The sequence below is a fragment of the Erysipelothrix aquatica genome (genome assembly GCF_009828825.1).
In the GTDB taxonomy this organism is placed as follows: Bacteria; Bacillota_I; Bacilli_A; order Erysipelotrichales; family Erysipelotrichaceae; genus Erysipelothrix; species Erysipelothrix aquatica_A.
This window is the reverse complement of the sequence record NZ_WTTA01000001.1, coordinates 283,130-307,405: the sequence shown is the minus strand read 5'-3', so window position 1 is coordinate 307,405 and position 24,276 is coordinate 283,130. Positions and strand designations below refer to the sequence as shown.

Here is a 24,276-nt window from a genome sequence, read left to right as displayed (position 1 = left end):
TGTATTACAATTTGATCAAAAACATACGGATATGTGAACATTCACATAAATGAAGAAACAGCAAATTTATCCATCCGCTGTTTCTTTATTAATAAGCATTTTCATGTAGTTTTTGATCATCGTTTCTTTTGCAAATTCATGTGCGCGTGCAACACATTGATCAACAGTATACGCATCAAATGAGAATGTCTCAAGTGTATTCACCAAGGCATCAATATCATTTGCTGCAACAACCTTCCCTACTGCTTCTGTGACAACTTCAGGCACAGCAGTCTTATCATAAGTGATAACAGGTGTTCCAGTAGCAAGTGCTTCAATTGTCGTCATACCGAGAGTTTCTTCGACACTCAAATTCAAATAGACATTGGCATCACTATAGCGTTGAACCAGCTCTTGTTGGTTATTTGTACGTTGAACTCCTGTTATGTTTTGGGGCAACGTTGTAATTTGTGATTCACTAACACCAACTAGTGTTATGTGATAACGCTCATCCAAGCGCTTTGCAAGTTCAATAAAATCTTGCAAGCCTTTGCGCGTTTCCCATAAATTTGCCACCCCTAAAATTTCTATTTTTTTATTTTGGGTTGGTTCTTGCGGTTTAAAGACTTCTAAGTCGATGCCATTGTAAATTCTCGTAATTGGATATTCATTAAAAAATGTATCCATTTCAAGATTTTTTAGCCATTCAGAAGGAACCACAATATTTAGATTGTTAAAGTTTGAAAAAGCTTCGCGTTTCCATTTAAAATTTTCTTTTTGATTCGCGAAAAGTTTAACTTCAGGATACTCTTTTGTTGATACACATTCAACACAACCCTGATCCCATACCTTGCATCCACTATAAGAAAAATATGCCGAACTCCCGCTAAATGCCCAGCAATCATGGTGGGTCCAGACGATACGTGTATGAGGTCTATTTTTCAAATGATTCATCAACATTTTAACGTTAAGGTAGTATCCGTGAATATTGTGTATGTGAATGACGTCAGGATTGTAGCTTTCGATTTTTCGAATCAGCCTAGTTGTTGCTTTATTCGAGTGAAGTCCGTGTTGACCAAATAGTCTTGTCATACCAACATGCCAATACGTCGCCAGTTTATCGCCAATGTAATATGAATTGGTAGCACTCGCGTCATAATTTCGACCATATGCAATCAGTGTTTCATGGCCTTCTTGAATGAGCGCGTCGGACAGTTGTCGTACAATTTTTCCTGTACTACCGAAATCTACAACTGAATTTATAAAGAGTATTTTCATGATTTTTGCCAAACTGTTCGATTAACATAATCAGTATAGGAAATGATGATTCGCAATACTTTTTCTGAGACATTAGGCATGCTGTAATCGGCAACGCTTCGTAATGTTTCGGTTGATTGTGTCTCGAGAACGCGTAATGCTTGAAGAATGCGGTCTTTGTGAAGTCCAACCATCATGACAGAAGCCTCTTCCATCGCTTCGGGACGTTCATGTGCCTCTCGAAGATTTAGTGCTTTAAATCCCAAAATTGAAGATTCTTCTGAAATCGTACCACTATCACTAAGTGTTACATTTGCGTGCATTTGTAACGTAACATAATCGTTAAATCCCATTGGCTTGAGAATTTGAATATTAGAATGGAACGAAATATTTTTCTTCTCAATCATATTTCGTGTTCGTGGATGTGTACTGACAATAACTGGCATATCATAAACTTCAGCTATGGTATTGAGTGTATCCACAAGATTCATGAAGTTCACCTCAGAACTAATGTTTTCTTCACGATGGGCAGACACCACGAAATAGTGTCCTTTACGAAGCCCAAGTGATGCCAATATGGTATTGTTTGCAAGGTCTTGACGTCGTGATTCAATAACTTCAAACATTGGGCTTCCGGTTTTAATGATTCGATCAGATGAAATGCCTTCGCGTAGCAAGTACTCACGTGCGATATCACTGTAAGTAAGATTGATGTCAGATATATGATCAACAATCTTACGGTTTGTTTCTTCGGGTACTCGTTGATCAAAGGAACGATTCCCTGCTTCCATATGGAAAATCGGAATGTGCATTCGTTTCGCAGCAATCGCGCATAAACAACTATTCGTGTCGCCAAGTACCAAGAATGCATCCGGTGCCTCTTTTTGTAAAATTGGCTCAATATTAATGAGAATATTACCAATTGTTCCTATTGGTTGTCCTGTCGCAGTTTCTAAGAAATAATCAGGTTTTTGAATGTTAAAATCTTTGAAAAAGACTTCATTTAATTCATAGTCGTAATTTTGCCCTGTATGAACGAGAACGTGTTCAATAGCATCACTACTTTCAAGACGGTTGATTACTGCTGATAAACGAATGATTTCTGGTCGTGTTCCAACGACAGTCATAACTTTTAACTTTTTCATTTAAACCTCCATGCTATATGTATCTGGATTATTTGGATCATAATACTCGTTCACCCAAATAATGGTGACAAGATCGATTGCTCCGGTATTAATAATATTGTGAGTATATCCAGGGGGTATATCAACAACAGTCATATTCTTATCATTGATTTGATATTCAATGATTTCATTTGTAATAATATGTCGAAATTGAAATGTTCCTTCGCCTTGGACAACCAAAAATTTTTCAATTTTTGAATGATGCCAGTGATTTCCTTTTGTAATTCCAGGCTTCGATATATTTACAGAAACTTGTCCCGCATGGTCATTCTTGAATATTTCCGTGAAACTTCCACGGTTATCGGAATGCGTCATTAACGGATACGAGAAATCATTAATATCTAGATAACTTAAATACGTACTATATAGTTTTCGTGTCAATGGATCCGCAACATCTGGAATTCTTAGATCAATTCGAGATTGCTTGAAGGATTGAATGAGATTCAAAAGTTCTTGTAATGTTACGGTATGTGAGACAGGAACTGTCGCAATGGACTTATCATCAATATTTGGATTGCCATTGATTGCACGAATTAATTCATGTACTACATCATCAATATACTCTAGAGTTAGTGAGACATTTGGATCAGATAAACTTACTTCAAGACCTCGACTGATGTTGTAGCACCATGTCGCAACAACAGAATTGTAATTAGGGCGCGACCATTTTCCAAACAGATTTGAAAAACGGTAGATAATAATACGGCTATGGTTTTTAGCAGCGTGATTTTTCACTATGATTTCTGCATCACGCTTGCTTTGTCCATAAGCATTATCTAAGGAAACTTGAATACTACTTGAGAGGATAAACGGTGCTTGATTCTGATGTTGGACCAACAAATCGCAAATTTGCTGAGTTAGATCAGTATTACCCTCTTTAAACTCAGAAGGATTTTCAGGTCGGTTTATTCCTGCTAAATGAACAACAGCATCGGCTTCTTTAGTGTACAAAATGAGGTCTTCTTGTGTAGATTCTCTATCAAACGCAAAAACCTCATAACCAAGGTTATGAAGTGATGCAATAAGGTTTTTACCAATGAATCCTGAAGCGCCTGTGACCAGAACCTTCATGATTGAAACCTCGAAAGTTCATCTTGAATTTCGAATAAATTTGCGAGTCGTTCTTTAATCTCTTCGACATTGAGACGGTATGTGTTATCAGAGTTATATTCTGCATCAGTTGGATGTTCTTCACCATCAATGAAATATTTATCATAGTTTAAGCTTCTTTGATCCATAGGTACGCGGTAGTACTCTCCTAAATCATCTGCTTTCACAAATTCTTCGCGTGTTAAGAGTGTTTCAGAAACTTTCTCTCCATGACGAGTTCCAATGATTCGTGTACCGACTTCTGAATGTGTCATTTCTAAAATTGCTGTTGCAAGATCTTCGATCGTGCTTGCGGGTGATTTCTGAACAAAAAGATCGCCGGGTTCCCCATTTTCAAATGCAAAGAGAACGAGATCTACAGCATCTTCAAGTGACATAAGGAAACGTGTCATTTGAGGATTAGTAATTGTCAGTGCTTTTCCTTGCTTAATTTGGTCAAAGAACAATGGAATAACTGATCCGCGGGATGCCATGACGTTGCCATAACGCGTTCCACAGATTACAGTTCCTGTTGATTGTGCGAGTCGTGCTTTAGCGATGAATGTTTTTTCCATCATCGCTTTGGAGATCCCCATTGCATTGATTGGATATGCGGCTTTGTCGGTTGAAAGGCAAACAACGCGCTTTACATTATTTTCAATCGCAACTTCTAGTACGTTATCGGTTCCGATTACATTCGTTTTTACTGCCTCAATTGGGAAAAATTCACAGGATGGAACTTGTTTTAATGCTGCAGCATGGAAGATAAAATCAACACCACGCACTGCATATGCTAGTGATGATTTATCACGTACATCGCCAATATAGAATTGAAGTCGGTCATCATTAAACTCTTTACGCATATCATCTTGTTTCTTTTCATCACGTGATAAAATGCGAATTTCTTTAGCAAGATTATCGTTAAGTAAACGTCTAACGACTGCGTGTCCAAAAGAACCTGTACCACCGGTGATTAAAATAATTGTATTCTCGTCCATGTTATACCTCCATGTGTTTCATGATAATGTCATATGCTTTGTCACTTGTGTAATGGTTTTTGAGGTAAGTGAATGCCGCCTCACCCATTTGGATAGCTTTATCAGGATTGTTGATTAGTTCATCCACTGCTTCAAGCCACTGACTGGAATCATTACTTGATACTGCGAAACCATAATTATTTGCAACTGCGATTGTTCCGATATCACTACTTTCATCTGTTGCACAGATGATTGGCATGCTTTGTGCCATATATGCAAGAATTCGCTGCGGATAATTAGGAATGGTAAATTTATGGTCTAAGAATACCAAACCAACATCACACTGCGCCATCACTTGAATGTATTCATGATGGGGTTTGTGTTTGAAATAGTAGAGCGACTGTGGTTTTTCGTTTGCTATGTAATCGGTAATCAGATCAGCCTGAGCGCCACTTCCAACAATTACGAAACCAAGGTCTTCTCGGTCTTTGATTTTCTCATAACATTCCAGGATGAATGGTACAGATTGAGGTAATCCCAAATTTCCACCATAGAACAGCAGTTTCTTATTCTCAGGTAATCCTAATTCGTTTCGGGTCAAAGGTTTCCCTTCATCGGTGTTAAGACTTGTCGTATTGGGAAGTACTTCAACTTTATCAGCAAGATCCGGATTTTTTTCAACGATATAGTCTAAGTTTCGAGGTGACATGGTTCCGATGAAATCAGATAATGCATACAGTTGTTTTTCCATATGCTTGAAATATCGGTAAATAATTCCTTTTCCCATAATATTTAAGTCCACTGCATTCTGTGGAAAAATATCCTTTAGCATTAGATAGAAGAATGCATTGGGATTTGTTTTGTGTAAATACTTGAGCGTACTTACGATTGTTACTGGTGGCGTTGCGTAAAGAACAATATCATAGGTCTCATTGGCAAGTTCTTTTTTTATCGTACGTTTGAGCTTTGCATCAAACGTAATTGTCGCAATTCCTTTTTGAATCATATTTTTATTTTTTGTGAGTTTTGCGGATTTGCTCATGACATAACGAATATTGTCATGAACATATGAATCGGATACTTCGACTGAAGGTGATTCGCTGCTATAGGCAATCGTAACAGTATGGCCTTGTGTTGCGAAATACAACATAAGATCGGAATAAATTCCCTTGTCGACGACGCCAGCATGCGTTGAACTCAGAAATAGTACATTCATAGTGACACCTTCTTTCTAATTCTTAATCGTACTTGTTGATTGTGCGGGTTCTACCCAAATTAATGTATTGTCGAGATTATAAATCTCACGAGTTTTAAAACCTTCTGTAACTATAAACGCATTGTTATAGAGTCGTGTTCCTGTTGAAAAGTGACGATTAACCAATGGCTTATTATCCATATCTGTGTAGACATGCATTGGAACGGTCTGGAAGACAATTTCGTAGATTTTGTAATCATTTTGTACGAAGGTCCGTTCTAAAATGTTCGTGATTTGTGTGACATCATCAAATAAAGCTAGAATTCGTGAATCAAGTTCGTTTTGCGTCATCTCAGCAGTCACTGGGTACTCATTACTGCGAGCGAAATCAAGCGATACTTCAGGAGCAATTGTACGTGGATCGGAAATTGATTCAGTCACTAAATTGTAAACAGAATCAATTGGATATCCTGCATAAAAGTTTGGATACATAATATTGTATCCATAGATTGGACTTCGTGTATTCGATGTTAAATCAGTAACACGTTCCCCTCTTTGGTTCAAGTAAATATATGTTTGAAGACTTTCCGACCAAACAGAAACAAACGTATCTTGCTCGCGCGCAGGTGTAATTGCAGCAGTTACCATTGGTTCTTTGGATTTAAATTCTTGATAACGTTCATCACGTTGTTCATAATCATAAACTAGATGAGCATAAGTGCTTTTAAACTGAGTTGCATCTTTATTCATGAGTGTCGTATATGGCATCATTCGTGCATCCCCAACATACTCAGTTTGTTCTGCCATTGTACTTACTTCTTTCATTAGTGAAACGCCCAAGAAAATTACGAGTGCACTGGTCACCACAATATTGATTGCTGAGAATAGTCGCGAGTAAACTTCTGGAACTTTTGTAACAATCATCGGGAACACAAGAATTGCAAGTATATAGTAGTAAGATGCAAAACGTCCTGCAGCTACGGGAGCAAATGACAATGCAAGATAAAGTGCAAATCCAAGTAGAAATGCATTGACGATATTCTTTGAGTAATCGTCTGAAGCAATTGCTTTATAGAAAATGAACGTTCCTACAAATAAAGCAATTCTAGCTAATGATGCAAATAAGAGAAGGTTCCGATAACCCGTTATTCCGACATATTCAAGGAAACGCGCCACAATTTCAATATGAGCAAATCTTCCAAGTAACGTACTGAATGGTAATAAACTGATAACAATGCATGTAACAAAAATGACAAGAATCGCATTTTTGGAGATATTGATACGTTTTGAAATAACATACAAGAGTAAAATCAAGGCACTTGAATGGAAGAGCGATAGTCCAAGAATTAATAGGATTTCAGCCCATACAGGCATTTCAAAATCTTTATCAAATAAGAGAAGAGCAAATGTAATCACAAGACCTTGTCGTAATGCACTAAAGTTCCATACAAATAAGAACATTGCATAGTAGACAACCATAGATAGACCAACATTTTCAGAGTTTCGATAAATCCACCAAGAGATTGCCAAGATTTGGAGTGTAGAGAGGATTGCAACAAAGCCCCAATATGGGATATGTAGCAATCCGAACCCTTTCATCAGATATAGAAAGCCAATATCTATGTTGGGAAATTCCAATCGCATAACAGAGGTAGATACAAAAGACGTCTTATCGTAGAGATACTGATATGAAAAGTAATCGGCACCCACACCATATCTCATAACTGAAATAAGAATCAGTGGCACTGCCGCAAAGATTAAGCGTATGAGTTTATCTTTGTGTTCGTATTTCTTTGGCAACGGGATAAAACTAATTGCCAGAAGATAGATGAATAGTAAATAATACATAATTTACCCCTTCTCTACGCCTTATCTTGGAACATTTGGATAATGGAGTCTGCAATTTGAACACATGCGGTTCCGTCACCATAAGGGTTCGTTGCATGAGACATAGCATCGTAAGTTTCTTGATTATTCAATAGATCATAGAATGCATCATAAATTGGAGCTTCTTCAACACCGACAAGTTTGAGTGTTCCAGCAGCGATTCCTTCAGGACGTTCAGTTGTATCACGCATAACTAAAACTGGTTTCCCTAAACTTGGTGCTTCTTCTTGGATTCCCCCAGAGTCGGTTAATACAAGGTATGACGCATTTAAAAAGTTGTGGAAATCAATCACGTCAAGCGGTTCAATTATACGAATGCGATCGTCATCTCCGAGAATTTCATCTGCGATACTTCGAACAACGGGATTCATATGAATTGGATAGACTGCTTTAGTATCTGGATGGGTGTCGATAATGCGTTTAATGGCTTTGAACATTTGACGCATCGGTTCCCCAATATTCTCACGGCGATGTGCGGTTATAAGAATTAAACGACTGCCTTTTGCCCATTGGAGGATTGGATGGTCGTAATTATCACGAACCGTCGTTTTTAAAGCATCAATTGCGGTATTACCAGTAATAACCACAAGTTCTTCGGAGATTCCTTCACGAATCAAGTTATCGTAAGACTGTTGTGTCGGTGCAAAGTGTTTCGCAGCAAAGAGACCCACAGCCCGACGGTTGAATTCTTCAGGGAATGGTGAATAGATATTGTATGTTCTTAATCCAGCTTCAACATGCCCTACAGGAATTTGCATGTAGAATGCGGCAAGCCCTGAAACGAATGTTGTTTGTGTGTCACCATGTACGAGAATAATATCTGGTTTTTCAATTTCTAAGACTTCTTTGATTCGGTTTAAAATTTCAGTTGTAACGTCGAATAAGGTTTGCTTTGGTTTCATGATTGCAAGGTCGTAATCAGGGACAACGTCAAAGACGTCAAGGACAGCATCTAACATTTCACGGTGTTGACCTGTCACGCAAACAACCGATTGAATTGCTTCGCGGGACTGCAGTTCTTTGACAAGCGGGCACATTTTAATCGCCTCTGGGCGTGTACCAAATATGGATAATACTTTAATCATTGTTTTTCCTCCGATTTAAGTTTGTAAATTTTTCTCATAAAGACAACTTGGTTGTTCCAAAAACGTTTCATACGTTTGGGATCAAATGCGATACGGTAGAGCCATTCAAGGTTCATTGCCATGATTAACTTAGGTGCACGTTTAATCATACCGCTTAAAACGTCGATACTACCACCACATCCGATGAAGACACCTTGTTGAATTGCTGTAGCTTCAATCATAAAACGTTCTTGACGCGGCACTCCCAACGCGACCAGTACAAGGTCAGAGTTATACCCTTTCATCGCTTCGATTGCATCTTCAAATGTATTGTCATAGCCATTAAGCAGTTCATTAATAACAATTCCTGGATATTCGTTATCAAGAATATCTTTAAACTTTTCGAGAACCTCTTGTTTTGCACCATAGACAAAAAGCGAGAAACCTTGCTCACTCGAAATTCTAAGCATGTCGCTCACTGTATCAACGCCAGTAATGCGTTTAATATCTGCAGAAAAGAGCTTGTTGTACCCTTTCACAACCCCGATTCCATCTGGAGTTATGAGTGTGGATTCATCAAGAAGTAAATGAGCAATGGAAGCATCCTGGCTTCCATGCATCATAATTTCCGGGTTTGCTGTCACTAAGTTGACCCGTTCGTGTTGCATAATTTTTTGTGTCAAAAATTCATTGACTTCGTCACGCGACATTTGCGTGACTTTTTTGAGTAAGTCTTTCATTGTTCAATTCCTTTCGGCACTTATAAACCGATACGTTCAGTTCGTAAATATCTGTATCTATAATATCATACTTGGTGGCCATAGTTAACCATTCCTGATGAATATATCATGATTACTTCACCACTAAATTTACTTCAAAACAAGAAAAAACCTAAAGAAAATCTTTAGGTTTAGGCTCTATTCGTTGTTATCTTTGTTCCAGAAAATTTTACGGTTATAGTATTGGCTTGTTTCACCAAGGGCCTTGAAGATTGGATCATGACCTATAATTTCGGTCAGGGTCGGAACGCCTGAACTTAAGTCAGTTGCGATCCCCAGTTTTGATCCTTCAATTTCTACACCTATAGCCGATAGAACAGTTGGGAAAATATCTGTAGCATTAAATCCTCGATTACGAGTAATGCTTGGATCCAACTCATCCCATACTGGATTGATAATCATGTTGAATGTAGTGCGTTCGTAATCCGAATCAATCGTTGTAAAGTATGTCTTATCCATACTTAAGTGGTCTCCATTAACGACGATTGTTGTGTTTTCATAAAAGTCCTGAGCTTTAATCCAATCAATGAAATCTGCAACAATACGTTCATCACATGTAATTGAGTTTTCATAAGGATGAATTGATGGTGCATCACAGAGCTCGTCAACATAACCATCTGGGAAGTGCGTATCAACTGTCTCTATAACTGCATGGAATGGTTGCTCTTCGGCACTCATCTCAAGAATTGATTCTTTTGCGAATTCTAGCATTGTACGATCTTCAATTCCGAATTGCCCTTTGAAGTACTCGTGTGATGACTGACCTGTTTCGATATAATGTAGTCGGTCATAAATGTCATAGTTACCATGTTGTTCGTAGAAACTCTTGACACCATAATCTGAACTTCTTGCGCCGACTATGAGTCGATTGTGATATCCGTTCGCATAAAGGATATCACCAAGGTTCGTCAATCCTGGCATGTAATTTTCGACGGTTCCATCTTCATGTGATGTTGGTGGCCAAACATATGGGATTCCACTTGTTTGGGTGACCATACCCCCGATAGACCATGTTGCCCCTGGAACTGTACGGATTCCGCCATATGTTGATTGATGGGAGAAGTTGACTGCTTCGCCATCGTCAAGATATTTGGTTAGGGATGGAATCAGGTTTTGTTCCATCGCACCGCCATTTGCTTTATCAAAGTATGTTGCTTCTAATGATTCAAAGAAGATATAGATTAGATTGCGTTTTTGTTCCGGGAAATTAATATCGACCGAATTTGGATCGATATAGTACGTTTCGAACAACTCATTGTCCGAGGTGAAGTAATTATAAATTTCCGGCATTTTTAACGTATACGACGCATGCATAAGGACTGCAATTGCAAGAACAAGTGGTAATGCTCGTGAAAAAATCTTAGGTAGGATTCCGACGCGCGATTTACTTTCTTTATTAATCGGTGTTGTGAGAATATCTGAGTAAATGACAAAACGCCACGCGATGACACTTACTACACTAGGCACCGTAATTGCAATAATATCACGTGTAAATGTTCCGGTTTCAGAGTTTATTGGTGATAAGATATTGAAAAGAATGATATCAAAAGTAATGTTACCTAATGAACCCAACAACCATAAATAATAAAGTGTACCAACAGAAACAACGGATAGTGCAATCCATGAGAACATTCTATAAATTGGTAATTTTTTTAGTTTGGTTTTAGCATTACAAATAATGAATGCGACAATAGCTGCGACAAATACTATCGCAGAAAAATAGATAAAGGCACGTTTTGCCGTAAAATATTGATTTAGGAAACTTGCATCATACTTAACGATACTAAAAACATTGGTCACGATTAATGTCATAATGACAGTTAATCCAAAATGTGTCTTTAGATCGATGTTTCGTTTTGATAGAAACCAAAGCCCCAAACTTAGTATAAGCGGTAAGATTAGTGTTATAAAAATTTGAAAAAACATGCTTTCCTCCAGTAGATGTATTAATTATCATCTGACGAAACTGTCAGAATGTTTGATTCGTAAAATTCACTACGCATTTCCATTACTTTTCGTAAATACTCGATTGTGTATTTTTCAGAAAGTGTTTGTTCTCCCGAAGAAAGATCAACCCCTATTCCTAGTTGCGATCCATCAAACGATACCCCTAACGCTGATAGCGCAGTTGGAAGAACATCGAGTGCAGAATATGTGCGGTTTTTAAGCGTTGTCTGTGGCAATGTTTTATCCCAAGTAGAATTGAGGTACATGCTGAACGTTGTACGGTCGTATGATTGATCAAGTGTTTGGAAATATGTTGCATCCATGCTCAAATGATCGCCGTTAATAATTACCGTCGTATTTTCATAAAAGTCTTGTTGAACGACCCAATCTAAGAACTCGCCGATTGCAGCGTCATTACAGCTAATTGCATTTGCATATGGTTGTCCAAACGGTTTTTCACATGTCGAGTCGATATATCCATCTGGAAAGTGAAGATCATTGGTTTCTAATACAAGATTAAACGGTTGATCGGATTGACTGAATTCATTCAATGACATTTTAGCCATATCAAAGAGTTTTCGGTCTTCAAAGCCCCACCACTCTAAGTAGTCTTTATCCAGCCAACCGACTTCTTTAACTTTACCCCAATCGTATATTTCGTAATTACCGTGTTGCTCATAGAAACTACGGATGCCATAAAATGAGGCATTCGCGCCTGCAATAAGTCGTTGACGGTAGCCTTGTTCGTGAAGAATGTCACCAAGGTTTACCATCCCTGGCAAAAACGATTCAACATAGCCATCCTCACGTTCTCCTGGCGGCTTCTTATAAGGAATCCCAGACATCTGCGTTGACATTCCGGCAATTGACCATGTTGCTCCAGGGACATTTTGAATTCCACCATAAGGCGCATCCGTATTTGAAAAATTAACAGCTCCGCCTTCCAAATAACGTGTTAGATTTGGAATCATATTCACATCATGATTGCCACCACGTTCTTTATCAAGATAGGTTGTTTCCAATGATTCAACGAAAATATAGATTAGATTTCGTTTCTTTTCGGGAAATTGTAAGTTTGCATCATGTGGATTTACATAATGATCTTCAAAGAAGGTATCATTTGACAATGCATAACTAATGATTTGTGGTACATATAAAGCTTGGAATGATAATGACACTACCAAGACTGCAATTATTGCCACACCCATTCGATTCGTGAAGCGGACCCATAGTGGTGTGTTACGTCGTGATTTCCAACGAATTGGCGTCACTAAATCTTTTGAGTATGCGATTGTAAAGAATCCAAAGAAGATAGCAACAAAGTTGCTACCAAGACCAACAATGTCATTTATAAAAGTACCTGTTTGTGTGTTAATTGGTGAAATAATGTTGTTAAGCACAATATCAAAGGTTAGTGTTCCCATTGTACTTAGAATCCAAAGAATATAAATAATCATAAATAACAAGATACTGAGTATACTTGCGGTGTAAAACCGGTAGATTCTGATTGTATAATTGTTTTTCTTCATCATTCGAATAATTAAATATGATGCTAAAACAACTACTAGAGCAATACCAATATGTAACGCATAGAATCGTGGATTGCGGTTGACATGACCAATTACTGATTTACCGCGCATGATCCAGTTCACTGCATTACTGATTGTTACCGTTAATAACATAGCTAGTGCCGCTACATCGCGAACCTTCATGGTTTGTCGTGTTGCTTTAACTAGAATCCATGCACCTAGAAGCGGAAACAGAATTATAAGACTTACATTAAATAGCATATTAATTCCCTCACTCAATGCTTTTATGATAACACTTTCAGTTAACAAAACAATAACATTTCGTGATATTTATTAAAAAAGCGCTGTAGTAGCGCTTAAAATGGTTTTGGTTGAATCTGTCCTAAAATGACTGGTTTTGATGCTCCAGTTGCTGTTGGAACATTGCTTGGTTGCTTATTTAGAGTTTCATTTCCTAAGATTACAAATGCGATTGCTTCTTTAGCATCACTTGAGAATCCTAGAGATTCTTGAGTGATGACTACGATGCCATCAAGCATTTCATCAATTAAGGATACAAGGAGTGGATTGTATGCTCCTCCCCCACCAAGAATAACTTCATCAATTGTGTGATGTGGCATCACGAAGTCTTTGTAAGCCTGAGCAATCGTGAATGCCGTAAAGTATGTCAAAGTGTAAAGAACATCATTCGCCTGATCTGGATAACTTTCACAAATTTCCTTTACAACATCTTCACCAAACATTTCACGACCTGTTGATTTAGGTGGTGCGATGTTCAGATATGAATTAGTTGCTAGCGTATCAAACAAATCTTGAATTAAACGACCTTGCTTTGCCATTGCAGCATCTTTATCGTACGGTTTTTGGTAGAAGTATGCCATTGCAGCATTCATCATCATATTACCAGGACCTGTATCAAATGCACTGACATCATCAAGTTGTGCATTGGCTGGAATAACAGTGACATTACCAATTCCGCCAATATTTTGCAGCAGACGGGTCTTTTTAGCGTCCCGATAAAGTACAAATTCAGTATATGGGACTAACGGTGCACCATCACCACCAGCAACCATATCCATCATTCTAAAATTAAAGACAACATCTGTATTATGATCATATGCCAAATAAGACGGATCTCCAATTTGTAAGGTTGAACGAACATGAGGTGCTTTTGCATTTGGCAAGTGATGGATTGTTTGCCCATGTGATGCGATAAAGTCAATCGCACCTTTATACTGAGTTTCATCCAATAATTTTGTTACTGCATTTGACCAGACCATTCCCAGTTCCATGTTTAATGATGTAATGTCATCAACACGTGATGATTCTGGGTGACTAACATTGAGTATTTTTTGACGGAGTGTGTCATCAATGTCGAGTGATGTAAATCCTAAAACTTCAAGATTTGTATCAACGCCATACCCACTAATTTTCGTAAGTACAGCATCAACACCATCTAATGACGTTCCTGACATCAATCCTATGGCGATTTTTTCTGTCATTATTAGCCTCGATTTGCGATTGCGAGTGCAATGCGATCTTCATTTGCTTCGAGTAGTGCTTTCGCTTCTGCTTGAGTTGTATCTGTCTCTTGCATGACAATTGCTGTTTTCACATGGTTTCCGCTTGCGTCAAGTAAGTAAGCAGCACGGTCATAGTCAACACCCGTCGCTTTCATGATAATACCTTTTGCACGTTCAACTAATTTTGCGTTGCTTGTTTTAACGTCAACCATGAGGTTTCCATATACTTTACCGTATTTGATCATAGCCCCTGTTGATAACATGTTTAGGACCATTTTTGTTGCTGAACCTGATTTCATTCGTGTTGAACCTGTAACAACTTCTTGTCCAACGACTGCTTCGATTGGATAATCGGCATATTGTGCGATAACACTGTCAGCAACACATGCTAAAGAAATTGTTTTAGCATTGAGGCTACGTGCATACTTTAAGCCACCAACGCAATATGGTGTACGTCCTGATGACGCAATCGCACAAAGAATATCGTTCTCATTAAAATTAATGCGTTTTAGATCTTCAACAACAATTGTTTCATTATCTTCTGCGGCTTCAACTGGATGACGTAATGCAACATCACCACCAGCAATTAATCCCACAACGGCTTCTTCGCCCATCCCAAATGTTGGAAGTACTTCGGATGCATCCAGAACCCCAAGACGACCCGATGTTCCAGCGCCAATGTATACAAGGCGTCCACCCTTTAAAATTGTTTCATAGATTGCATCAACTGCTTTCGCAATTTGTGGTACAGCTGCGCCAACTGCATCAATAACTGCTTGATCTTCTTGATTAATCAAACGAATCATTGCTTCCGTTTCGAGCGTATCAATATGCATCGTATTTTTATTTTGTTGCTCTGTCCCTATCTTACTCAAATCAATTTTCATAATCTCATCCTCACTTTAACTCCATTATAAAGGGTTTGAAATGTTATTTCAAACCCTTTTACCTTTTTATGAAATTTTATTAAATATCACGGATTGTTTTAACACTTTGACGTGATGCAACCAGCTTTTTACGGGTTGATTCAATGTCGTCCTTTGCAACACCTAAATAGAGTAAATCGGAAACTGCGAGCATTGAAAATCGTGATGCAATGGACCCCAAACGAAGCTCTGACTCTTCTTTTGGAATATGTAAAACGATGTCTGCATAACGAGAGAGGTCGTTACGACCAACTTGAGTAACGGCAATAACACAAGCCCCACCTTCGGTTGCTTCACGTTGTGCAATGAGAATTTCACGCGTCATGCCCGAATAAGAAAATGCAATAACCACATCATTCTGATTTATATGTGTCATCGCAGATACCATCAAGTGAAAATCATCAAAATACAGCACCTGTTTATCAATTCGCGTTAACTTTTGATACAAATCTTGTGCTGGAAGACTCGACCCACCAATTCCGAGCAGATAAATACGCCGGGCCCCCTTCATCGTTTCGATTGCCTTTACAAGTTGGTCCACATCAAGAAGTTTGTATGTCTTATCAAACGTTTCGGCATTACCAAACTTCGACTTTTGAATCATGGTTTGTACCGAGTCATCTTGCGTAATCAATCGATTTATCGAATCAATAACTTCGATGTCTTCTTTGGATTTTGCGAGCTCTACCTTGAGATGGGTAAACCCTTTGTAGCCAATTTTTTTCGAAAAACGTACAACGGCTGCCGCAGATGAGTCAACCGCTTCTGCTAATTTTTGTGATGAGAGCGTGATAACGTACTCCTTGTTTTCAAGAATATAATTCGCGATCCGTAACTCTGTATCTGTATAGGTCCCCATATTCTCTTTAATGCGATATATACTACTCATAGAAGCCTCCCAAAATTGCTTATTTAACCTTATGGTAACGTATTTCCTAATAAATGGGAAATATATCACAAAAGATACCACAATTACCGTGTTTTCGGTACTCAGTATTACAAAAAGAACTATAAAAACAACTTATTCAAAGAAAAGTGCAAACAAAAAGGACTTCGAATCGAAACTCAAAGTCCTTATTTGTTAGTTTAGCGATTTCTTAGGTTTAAAGACCTTTAAAGCGATTGTGACTGCAACGATTCCTGCAGTAAGCTTACCAATCATAACCGGTACGATTAAGTTTGGTTGGAAGTTAGCGGTGAACGCAAGATGGTCGCCGATTACAAACGCACCACAAACTGAAAAAGCAATGACTGCGATGATTTCATGATCTTCGAATGAATCGTCAATCATCGAGAAGAGTGCGATGACATTCGCTGCAGCAGCGAGAATACCTGTCACCACTATCGATGAAAGTCCAACTTTGTTACCCAAACGTTCCAGCGGTTTCTCGAGACGTGTCTGCATGAAATACACCATTGGAAATGCCCCACAGAGCATAATGCCAATGTACCCAGCAACTTCAAGTGCACGGTTAATATCTGCTTCATCTGCAATGATGGGTTCAAATGGCCAAACACCAAAGAGTGTACTAAAAATGCCTGTAAAGTACTCAACTACCACTAAAGTAAAGACAATTTTGGTAAATGCATCCATGAATCGGCCAAAGCCTTTGAATCCAGCAATCATCATATCTGGTTTTTTCCATAAGCCAAACGCCATCAAGAAACAAATAATGAGTAATGGAATCAAGTTAAGAAAGATTGTTTGGAAGGTCATGTTCAAGATAACTGTTTGAGCTGCAGCACTTGTGCTCGACAAGGCACGCACACTTGGACTCATCAACGCAATAATAATGTTACTTACAAGAACCCCAACAGGTATCGTAATAAATCCAATCATAATTCCTAATGACATTTGACGGTGGTATTTTTCTTTTACCGTTTTCAAAGCCACAGGAATACTAAAAACGATGGTAGCACCAGCCATATACCCTACCGTTGTTGCCATAATCCATGATTCTTTTGTTACTGCTAATGATTCCGCAAGTTGATACCCTCCCATATCGACAGCGAGAAATGTCGTTGCTGCGATTGCTGGATCTGCACCAAAGAAGGCAAAAATTGGGCTGATAAAGTTTGTAATCAAACTGATTAAGATTGGCAAGGATGCCATAATACCGGCAACGGGTAAGAAAATACTTCCGATTGCATTGATTCCTTCAAGGAATTGGTTTCCCATTTCACTTTCGGGTTTAAAAATTGATGCCAAACATCCCCATACCGCAAAGAACATGATGATGTAGACAACAACGTCACTAATTATTTTCATAGCGTTTCTCCATACTGTGCTAAAGCTTTGTTTGCATATTTAATACTTGAACGATACCAAATGTAAAGGTATTCGCCGACCGTTGCGCCGTTTGATTCTTGAAGAATAGCCCAGATAAACCAGTAATATGATGCGAGTGCAACGTAGCCAATAAAGTGGCGACGGCGTTCAAAACTCATCGGTTTGCCTTCGTAGCGATCTAAAATATCCATAGCCTCTTCAAAGGTGTAATCTGAACATGCAATAAACGTTCCTAAATCAACACCAGGATCGTCAACGCCAGCATATTCCCAATCAATGAGATATGGACGTGTGCCTTGGAAGAGAATATTTGGATCATAGAAATCACAGTGGCACAATATTTTCGGATAGTTATCGGATTCCGTAAATTGGAAAACACGCTCTAATTTATTGTATAATTCATCGAAATCATCAAAATCATGACGTCCTTTTTCAGCAATCATCGCAATAAAATCATTTGTTTTCTTCCAAACATTGAATTCATATTTACCTTCAAGTTGGAGATCATGAAGTTTACGAATCATTTCAAGAGACGCATTTACTTCATAGTCATTGTGGTAGTCCATTGTATGCGTATCGGTAATATAGTTCGCAATTTTCCAACCTTTATCTGGATTCATACAGATAAAGGAATCATCAAGACCATATTCCTTTGCTACTTCTTGAGCATAGGCTTCAGCACGGCGGTTGATATAGCTATCTGTTCCGACACCAGGATGACGGTACATGTAGACTTTATCAAAGACTTCAAATTTGAATGACAAGTTTGTGAGTCCTTTTTTGACTGCCTCAATATTCTTGATATCTTTAAGCTCACAATTTAGAGATGTCGTAATGTTCTCTAGAATCTGTGAATCGGTATTCGTAATATACAAAGTATCGAAGTTTTGAAGATCTTCAAAACTATCAAATTCATGAATTGAATTCGCTGGATATTCCTTACCGTACATTTTTAATGTTCCGATATGTTTCATGAGGACATATTCCCACAAACGATAACGTGTCGTTTCATCTTTGAATTCTTCTTTTAAGATATTAATAAATGTATCCGAAAACTCTTTATCAAAATAAGCGTGTCCTGTCATCAACGGTTCACCGACGCCAATTTCGATATCTTTAATCAATTTACGTGAGTTCATTAATGCATAGAATTCCCCCGGAACATTTGCATGTTCATGAACTACTGCATAACTTGGTCCGTACATATAGGGATCAAATGGATTTTCATCATAGTATATGTCTGAGACACAAAGATAAGTATTCTTAAATTCTGAAGCTACTTTCAAAATTGTTGAAATATTGTTGTAGCGGTAATAGTCTTCATTGATGGCAATTTTTACATTGAACTTGTCTTCTAAATAAAAGAACTTCTCTTTCATGTAACCAAGTACAAGTGTGATGTCCTTGATTCCGGATGCCTGTAATTGTTTAATTTGGCGTTCAATAAGGATTTCACCATGGACTTTCAAAAGTCCTTTTGGGTTTTCATAACCGAGTGGTGCAATCCGGGAGCCCATTCCTGCAGCCATAATAATCGCATTGTCGACTTTATACTGTTGCATGACAGCTGTTCCCTTTTCAGTAATTTGGTTGTCTTTGATATACTCGTTTTCGACTAAAGTGTTTAGAACACTGTTAACACTACCCAAAGATAGTTGGTTAAGCGCACTTGCGTCACGCTGTGTTGTAAACTGATTGAGATGAAATAGTTTTAGGATATCAAATTCATTTTTTGTTATCATATATCTCTCCTTGTTCATAATTTTCTTAATTCTACCATAAAATGAACGAAAGCAATATATTTAACGGTGATATTGTTGTTAAATACAGAAATCACATTTTTCTAGTATAAAAAAAACGGTCGTTTTCGACCGTTTTTCCTGAATTATTTATTTTTATTAAACTCGAGATATTCTTCGTAAGTACCAAGGTAATCAAATACAGAACCATCTGCTTTAAAATCAAAGACTCGTGTTGCTGTTGTTTCGATAATTTGGTGGTCATGGGATGCAAGAATAATTGTACCTGGGAATTTGATGAGCGCATTGTTTAATGCAGTAATTGATTCCATGTCCAAGTGGTTTGTTGGCTCATCAAGCAAGAGCACATTGGCACCTAAAATCATCATTTTTGACATCATACAACGCACTTTCTCTCCCCCAGAAAGAACATTAACTTTCTTCAATGCATCATCGCCACCGAATAACATACGCCCCAAGAATCCACGAACAAATGTTTCATCTTTTTCATCTGAAAATTCCATTAACCAGTCGACGATGCGCTCATCAACTTCGAAGTTCTCTTCGAAGTTTTTATTAAAGTATGCATATTCAACGCTAGATCCCCAGTTAATCGAACCCGAATCAGCAGGTGTCGTTTCTGAAATGACATCGAAGAACATTGACTTAGCAAGTTCATTTTCACCAACTAGGGCTACTTTTTCGCCATTTCCGACAGTAAGATTGAGATTTTTGAAGTAGGTAATGCCATCCCCTGTTTTCGTAAGGTCTTCAACTTGTAGAATTGAAGTACCTAAACTACGTTTTGGTTTAAATTCGATAAATGGGTAACGTCGTTTTGAAGGTTGCATTTCTTCGATATTAATTTTTGCTAAGGCTTGTTTTCGCGATGTTGCTTGTTTAGATTTCGAGGCATTCGCACTAAAACGGGCAATAAAGTCTTGTAGTTCTTTGATTTTTTCTTCTTTTTTCTTGTTCGCATCTTTCATTTGACGAAGCATCAACTGACTGGATTCATACCAGAAGTCGTAGTTTCCGACAAAGAGTTGAATTTTGCCATAGTCAATATCTGCAATATGGGTACATGTTTTATTTAAGAAGTGACGGTCGTGAGAAACCATGATAACAGTTGTATTATCTAAGTTCATAATAAACTCTTCCAACCATTGAATTGCTTCAATATCAAGGTGGTTCGTCGGCTCATCCAGTAATAAAATATCTGGATTACCAAATACTGCTTGTGCCAATAAGACTTTAACCTTATCAGCTGCAGGAACATCCGCCATTTTAGCTTCATGATATTGACTGTCAATTCCAAGACCATTTAAAAGCATGAATACTTCGGTTTCAGCATTCCAACCATCCATATCTGCAAATTTCTCTTCCAGCTCACCAGCACGAATTCCATCTGCTTCACTAAAATCTTCTTTAGTATAGATTGCATCTTTTTCTTTCATGATGGCATATAAGTCTTGGTTTCCCATGATAACTGTCTCTAAGACAGTAAATTCATCATATGCAAAATGATCTTGCTTTAGAAATGAAAGACGTTTCCCAGGTTGGACTGATACATGACCACCCGTTGCATCGAGTTCTTTTGATAACAACTTTAAAAAAGTTGATTTACCAGCACCGTTTGCACCGATAACCCCATAACAGTTTCCCTCTATGAAATTGATGGATACATCTTCAAATAAAGCCTTCCCATCAAACATTAATGATAAATTATTTGTACTAATCACACGCATTCTCCTTTTGAATCCAATCAATTATATCATAAAAATGGAATCGGTACGTATTCATTGTCTTGAGATCAATACTTCTTGAAAGATGAGCTTGAACTGATATTCATTTACATCTAAAATAGAACCATATTGAGGTGAACTTATGGACGCAGAAATTATTAATGTTGGTACTGAATTATTGATGGGAGATGTTGTAAACACAAATGCAACATTCATCGCTAAGCACTTACAAGATTACGGAATCAACAATTACTTTCAAACAGTAATCGGAGATAATCCCGCCCGCTTAGAAGCACAAATCAAACAATCACTTAACCGTAGTGATATGATCATCATCACAGGCGGTCTAGGACCCACATATGATGATGTAACAAAAGAAATCGTTGCTCAAGCATTAAATTTGGAAATGGTCATGGATTTGACATCAAAAGAGCGGATTGAGTCTTATTTCAAGAAATCACATCGCGCTATGCCTCATAGCAACCTTAAGCAAGCTATGATCCCAGATGGTTCGCGAGCATTGGGTAATAATTACGGAACCGCACCCGGTGTACTCATCGAGCAAAATGACAAAACAGTTATTTTATTGCCAGGACCACCTCGGGAACTGAAACCGATGTTTATGAATGCTGTTATTCCGTTCCTCGCAGAAAAACGAGACTTTATGATCGTTTCCGATCGTGTTTACATCCAGGGTATTGGGGAGTCACACATCGAAGAAGCACTTTCCAGTCTTATGGTAGAAAGCACCAATCCAACCATTGCCCCCTATTTGCATGAAAATGGGGTCATGATACGGATTAGTGCTCGTGCACGCTCACAAGCCGAAGGCCATGCTTTGAATCAGAACGCAGTCAACATCATTCTTGAAACCTTCCCAGACAATATTATGGGAGTGAATATCGGCTCTTTAGAAGAAGAACTGGTTCTTGAATTGACGAAACGCAATCAAACTATCGCAACTGCCGAAAGTTGCACCGGTGGCTTACTTGCGAAACGTATTACGGATATTAATGGAAGTTCTGCCATTTTCAATTATGGTGCAGTCACATATTCAAATACCATGAAGTCTCAAGTCCTCGGTGTCGATTCGTCTCTTTTTGATTCGGTAGGAGCAGTTTCAAAAGAGGTAGCTGAAGCAATGGCACTCGGCGTTAAAAAACTTGCTAACGCCGATTATGGTATCGGAATAACAGGAATCGCAGGTCCGACTGGCGGAACTGTTCAAAAACCTGTAGGAACAGTCTATATCGGCCTTGCAACGGCAGCTGGATGTGTTACTGAAAAATATATGTTTGGTCATCGCCATCTAGAACGTGAAAGTGTTCGATATGCAGCATCTCAGGCTGCACTTGCCTTAATTCACAAACATTTGAAGTAAAAAAAGCCCCTTGAGGCTTTTTTATTCTTTCCCATCGAACGCCGATAGCAATTCTATGGCCGCTGGTTGTAAGTTGATAGCTTTAATGCGTTCGGTATCAAATTTGGGTTTACGATTATAGTAACACAACCCATTCTTTTCTTGTTCAATATCATACAGTTGTGTGTAACAATAGCCAAATAATTGAGGGTGCTGAAGTAAAACATTTGTAAGTCCTTCATAACGCTCTAAAAATTCAGTTTCAGATTGTGGTTCTGTACCATAACCCCATGAACTTTTGCCACTTGGATCCCATTTAATACCACCATATTCGCTTATACAAAATGCCTGTCCCGGTTTATAGGTTTGTCGGGCATCATGTTCATCCCAGAATGCACCATTTGGGTGATGAATCCCTTGGAAATGATAACGTAATTGGTCGGCATCTTGAGTATAATCATGAACATCATAAAAGTCGGTGACAACATGATAATTACCACTCGTATCAACACATGGTCGTGTTGGATCCATGTCTTTGGTCGTTCGGTAAATCAATTCGATAATTTCGTCATGTTGAGGCCTTCCCTCAACATCCCATGTCTCGTTGAATGGACTCCAGGTGATAATCGATGGGTGATTAAAATCTCTTTTAACGAGTTGTTGCCATTCGGGTAGAAAATCCGTAATCGATTGGTAATTCGATAGATCAATGCCCCAGTTTGCCATTTCGGCCCAAACCATAAATCCAGCGCGATCACAATGGTAGTAGAACCTCGGTTCAAATGCTTTCTCATGCAAACGTGCGCCATTAAAGCCCATAGATTGACTTAAAGTAATGTCATATTTTAGGCTTCCATCATCCTTCGCGGTATAAACACCATCTTCATAAAATCCTTGTAGCAGCACAAAACGTTGGAATATTGTTTTACCGTTGAGCTTAAATTCATATCCATCAAGTTCAATTTCACGCATCCCAAAATAACTATGAACCGTATCATCTTCAAAAGAAAATGTGACATCATACAATACACCTTCACCGATTTCCCATAGATGTAGCTCATCCAATTTTATTTGAACAAATCCGTGCTTATTGAGAGTCGTTTGATGGTGTCCGACACACCTTCCATCATAGGTAACTTTAACTGATAATTGCCCTTTTCTAGTAGTAAACGCTTCGATCGCAATTGTACTATTATGGATGTTTGGATAGTATCGAATGCTTTCGAGTCGTATAAAAGGCACAAACTCTAACCACACAGTCTGCCATATCCCCGTTGTCCGAGTATAATCACAACGCCGAGAGTAGTAAAAAGAACTTTGCTTTCCTTTCGGTTGTCTTCCCGAACGGACATCATCCTCAACATAAACAGTCAAAGTATTGATACCTACACGGACATGCTCTTGAATTTCAAATGAAAATGAATCATAACCGCCTTCGTGAGTACCCATTGACTGACCATTCACAAATACTTCTGTTTTATAATCGACCGCACCGAAGTGAAGTATGATCCCGGATTGAAGTTGATCCGCATCAATCTCAAAATTTCTTTGATACCATACTGCCGGCATAAAATCAGTATGTACAATGCCACTAAGCTTGCTTTCAGGTGGATATGGTACAGTTATTTGCCGTGTAAAGGTATGTTCTTTTTGCCATTGACGATCCAAACCACTCTTCCCAAAATCAAAATCGAATTCCCATAATCCATTCAAATTTTGCCACGTTTGACGTTCAAATTGCGGATTCGGATGTTCATGTCTGGGTATATTATTCATTTGAGTTCTCCTTCATTATTATCTATAATT

The 24,276-nt window shown here is 38.3% G+C and carries 18 protein-coding genes; 1 reads left to right on the top strand and 17 read right to left on the bottom strand.

Going from position 1 to position 24,276, the window contains the following annotated elements:
- Positions 1-66: 66 nt before the first annotated feature.
- From GVV22_RS01525 to GVV22_RS01450, 16 genes are all read right to left on the bottom strand, one after another.
- Entirely contained in the window at positions 67-1,257 is a 1,191-nt protein-coding gene (locus GVV22_RS01525) for a glycosyltransferase (protein WP_159648446.1), read from the bottom strand.
- On the bottom strand, positions 1,254-2,381 hold the full coding sequence (gene wecB / locus GVV22_RS01520; RefSeq protein WP_159648445.1) for a non-hydrolyzing UDP-N-acetylglucosamine 2-epimerase: 1,128 nt from the start codon (positions 2,379-2,381) through the stop codon (positions 1,254-1,256). The genes GVV22_RS01525 and wecB (GVV22_RS01520) overlap by 4 nt, the downstream gene beginning before the upstream one ends.
- Entirely contained in the window at positions 2,382-3,491 is a 1,110-nt protein-coding gene (locus GVV22_RS01515) for an NAD-dependent epimerase/dehydratase family protein (protein WP_159648444.1), read from the bottom strand.
- Positions 3,488-4,507 (bottom strand): polysaccharide biosynthesis protein, encoded by a 1,020-nt coding sequence (locus tag GVV22_RS01510; protein ID WP_159648443.1) that lies wholly within the window; start codon positions 4,505-4,507, stop codon positions 3,488-3,490. Before GVV22_RS01510 ends, GVV22_RS01515 begins: the two co-directional genes overlap by 4 nt.
- Before the next feature lies 1 nt (position 4,508).
- On the bottom strand, positions 4,509-5,702 hold the full coding sequence (locus tag GVV22_RS01505; RefSeq protein ID WP_159648442.1) for a glycosyltransferase family 4 protein: 1,194 nt from the start codon (positions 5,700-5,702) through the stop codon (positions 4,509-4,511).
- Between the two features lie 15 nt (positions 5,703-5,717).
- Positions 5,718-7,529, bottom strand: coding sequence for an EpsG family protein (locus tag GVV22_RS01500; protein ID WP_159648441.1), 1,812 nt, complete (start codon positions 7,527-7,529; stop codon positions 5,718-5,720).
- A gap of 14 nt (positions 7,530-7,543) precedes the next feature.
- Positions 7,544-8,653 (bottom strand): non-hydrolyzing UDP-N-acetylglucosamine 2-epimerase, encoded by a 1,110-nt coding sequence (gene wecB, locus GVV22_RS01495; RefSeq protein ID WP_159648440.1) that lies wholly within the window; start codon positions 8,651-8,653, stop codon positions 7,544-7,546.
- A complete protein-coding gene (locus GVV22_RS01490) occupies positions 8,650-9,372 on the bottom strand; it encodes a WecB/TagA/CpsF family glycosyltransferase (protein ID WP_159648439.1) in 723 nt (240 codons plus the stop codon). The genes wecB (GVV22_RS01495) and GVV22_RS01490 overlap by 4 nt, the downstream gene beginning before the upstream one ends.
- 177 nt (positions 9,373-9,549) lie before the next feature.
- Positions 9,550-11,337, bottom strand: coding sequence for an LTA synthase family protein (locus tag GVV22_RS01485; protein WP_159648438.1), 1,788 nt, complete (start codon positions 11,335-11,337; stop codon positions 9,550-9,552).
- Positions 11,338-11,357: 20 nt separating this feature from the next.
- Positions 11,358-13,148, bottom strand: coding sequence for a sulfatase-like hydrolase/transferase (locus GVV22_RS01480; protein WP_159648437.1), 1,791 nt, complete (start codon positions 13,146-13,148; stop codon positions 11,358-11,360).
- Positions 13,149-13,243: 95 nt separating this feature from the next.
- On the bottom strand, positions 13,244-14,389 hold the full coding sequence (gene anmK, locus GVV22_RS01475) for an anhydro-N-acetylmuramic acid kinase AnmK (RefSeq protein WP_159648436.1): 1,146 nt from the start codon (positions 14,387-14,389) through the stop codon (positions 13,244-13,246).
- 2 nt (positions 14,390-14,391) lie between these two features.
- Positions 14,392-15,297, bottom strand: coding sequence for an N-acetylmuramic acid 6-phosphate etherase (murQ, locus tag GVV22_RS01470; RefSeq protein ID WP_159648435.1), 906 nt, complete (start codon positions 15,295-15,297; stop codon positions 14,392-14,394).
- 79 nt (positions 15,298-15,376) lie between these two features.
- Positions 15,377-16,225, bottom strand: coding sequence for a MurR/RpiR family transcriptional regulator (locus tag GVV22_RS01465; protein ID WP_159648434.1), 849 nt, complete (start codon positions 16,223-16,225; stop codon positions 15,377-15,379).
- A 192-nt stretch (positions 16,226-16,417) separates the two neighbouring features.
- Complete coding sequence (locus GVV22_RS01460) at positions 16,418-17,605, bottom strand: ethanolamine utilization protein EutH (protein ID WP_159648433.1); 1,188 nt, start codon at positions 17,603-17,605, stop codon at positions 16,418-16,420.
- Entirely contained in the window at positions 17,602-19,368 is a 1,767-nt protein-coding gene (locus GVV22_RS01455) for a phosphotransferase (RefSeq protein WP_159648432.1), read from the bottom strand. The genes GVV22_RS01460 and GVV22_RS01455 overlap by 4 nt, the downstream gene beginning before the upstream one ends.
- Positions 19,369-19,511: 143 nt before the next feature.
- Positions 19,512-21,107, bottom strand: a complete 1,596-nt coding sequence (locus tag GVV22_RS01450) for an ABC-F family ATP-binding cassette domain-containing protein (protein ID WP_159636207.1) — start codon at positions 21,105-21,107, stop codon at positions 19,512-19,514.
- A 145-nt stretch (positions 21,108-21,252) separates the two neighbouring features.
- Between GVV22_RS01450 and GVV22_RS01445 the strand changes: the two genes are divergently transcribed.
- The gene (locus GVV22_RS01445) at positions 21,253-22,491 is read left to right on the top strand and encodes a competence/damage-inducible protein A (RefSeq protein WP_159648431.1); all 1,239 of its coding nucleotides are present in this window, start codon (positions 21,253-21,255) and stop codon (positions 22,489-22,491) included.
- 21 nt (positions 22,492-22,512) lie between these two features.
- On the opposite strand, the gene GVV22_RS01440 is transcribed toward GVV22_RS01445, so the two are convergent.
- Entirely contained in the window at positions 22,513-24,246 is a 1,734-nt protein-coding gene (locus tag GVV22_RS01440; protein ID WP_159648430.1) for a glycoside hydrolase family 2 protein, read from the bottom strand.
- Between the last annotated feature and the right edge of the window lie 30 nt (positions 24,247-24,276).

Bases quoted from the DNA above. Each gene is read 5' to 3' on its own strand.
- GVV22_RS01510 (WP_159648443.1), bottom strand. From the start codon at position 4,507: ATGGACGAGAATACAATTATTTTAATCACCGGTGGTACAGGTTCTTTT.
- anmK (WP_159648436.1), bottom strand. From the start codon at position 14,389: ATGACAGAAAAAATCGCCATAGGATTGATGTCAGGAACGTCATTAGAT.
- wecB (WP_159648440.1), bottom strand. From the start codon at position 8,653: ATGATTAAAGTATTATCCATATTTGGTACACGCCCAGAGGCGATTAAA.
- GVV22_RS01515 (WP_159648444.1), bottom strand. From the start codon at position 3,491: ATGAAGGTTCTGGTCACAGGCGCTTCAGGATTCATTGGTAAAAACCTT.
- GVV22_RS01445 (WP_159648431.1), top strand. From the start codon at position 21,253: ATGGACGCAGAAATTATTAATGTTGGTACTGAATTATTGATGGGAGAT.
- GVV22_RS01505 (WP_159648442.1), bottom strand. From the start codon at position 5,702: ATGAATGTACTATTTCTGAGTTCAACGCATGCTGGCGTCGTCGACAAG.
- GVV22_RS01485 (WP_159648438.1), bottom strand. From the start codon at position 11,337: ATGTTTTTTCAAATTTTTATAACACTAATCTTACCGCTTATACTAAGT.
- wecB (WP_159648445.1), bottom strand. From the start codon at position 2,381: ATGAAAAAGTTAAAAGTTATGACTGTCGTTGGAACACGACCAGAAATC.
- murQ (WP_159648435.1), bottom strand. From the start codon at position 15,297: ATGAAAATTGATTTGAGTAAGATAGGGACAGAGCAACAAAATAAAAAT.
- GVV22_RS01440 (WP_159648430.1), bottom strand. From the start codon at position 24,246: ATGAATAATATACCCAGACATGAACATCCGAATCCGCAATTTGAACGT.
- GVV22_RS01500 (WP_159648441.1), bottom strand. From the start codon at position 7,529: ATGTATTATTTACTATTCATCTATCTTCTGGCAATTAGTTTTATCCCG.
- GVV22_RS01490 (WP_159648439.1), bottom strand. From the start codon at position 9,372: ATGAAAGACTTACTCAAAAAAGTCACGCAAATGTCGCGTGACGAAGTC.
- GVV22_RS01465 (WP_159648434.1), bottom strand. From the start codon at position 16,225: ATGAGTAGTATATATCGCATTAAAGAGAATATGGGGACCTATACAGAT.
- GVV22_RS01455 (WP_159648432.1), bottom strand. From the start codon at position 19,368: ATGATAACAAAAAATGAATTTGATATCCTAAAACTATTTCATCTCAAT.
- GVV22_RS01480 (WP_159648437.1), bottom strand. From the start codon at position 13,148: ATGCTATTTAATGTAAGTCTTATAATTCTGTTTCCGCTTCTAGGTGCA.
- GVV22_RS01460 (WP_159648433.1), bottom strand. From the start codon at position 17,605: ATGAAAATAATTAGTGACGTTGTTGTCTACATCATCATGTTCTTTGCG.
- GVV22_RS01525 (WP_159648446.1), bottom strand. From the start codon at position 1,257: ATGAAAATACTCTTTATAAATTCAGTTGTAGATTTCGGTAGTACAGGA.